The following is a 355-nucleotide window of genomic DNA, read 5'->3' as shown; positions in this document are numbered from 1 at the left end:
CGGAGTCAACGTAGTGGGCAGCATAATTCCAGTTCTCTAAAAGCGTGTCTCGGAGTTGTTTCCTCTCAAACTTCGTGAATTTTTCGGTATTGAGGATTTCTTGGAGTGCAGTTTTTGCCATTTTGTGGTACTCTTCAATAAACTTCAGAATAACACTATCGCCTTGAAGTTGAATTGAGTACGCCCTCACGACGGTTTCATTCTTGGAAGAGCTGTTTTGCATTCTTCACAACCTCTTTATACTTGTGAGAACGCCTTCCGTACAACTTGCCAGCAAAGTGCGAGATTATTGTTATCAAGTCCTCAATGAGTTCTTCTCTCGGCTCTTTTTGAAGTTCTCCATTGATTACTATTA

The 355-nt window shown here is 41.1% G+C and carries 2 pseudogenes; both read right to left on the bottom strand.

Annotated features, from left to right (window positions below):
* Positions 1-223 (bottom strand): annotated as a pseudogene (locus tag E3E24_RS12575) (RNA-guided endonuclease TnpB family protein); the annotation flags it as partial.
* Positions 198-355: pseudogene (locus E3E24_RS12935) on the bottom strand (IS607 family transposase); the annotation flags it as partial. The pseudogenes E3E24_RS12935 and E3E24_RS12575, both read right to left, overlap by 26 nt.

The sequence above is a fragment of the Thermococcus sp. LS2 genome, assembly GCF_012027375.1.
Classification (GTDB): Archaea; Methanobacteriota_B; Thermococci; order Thermococcales; family Thermococcaceae; genus Thermococcus_B.
Note: the sequence above shows the minus strand (reverse complement) of the source record. Positions and strands in the feature narration are given on the sequence as shown.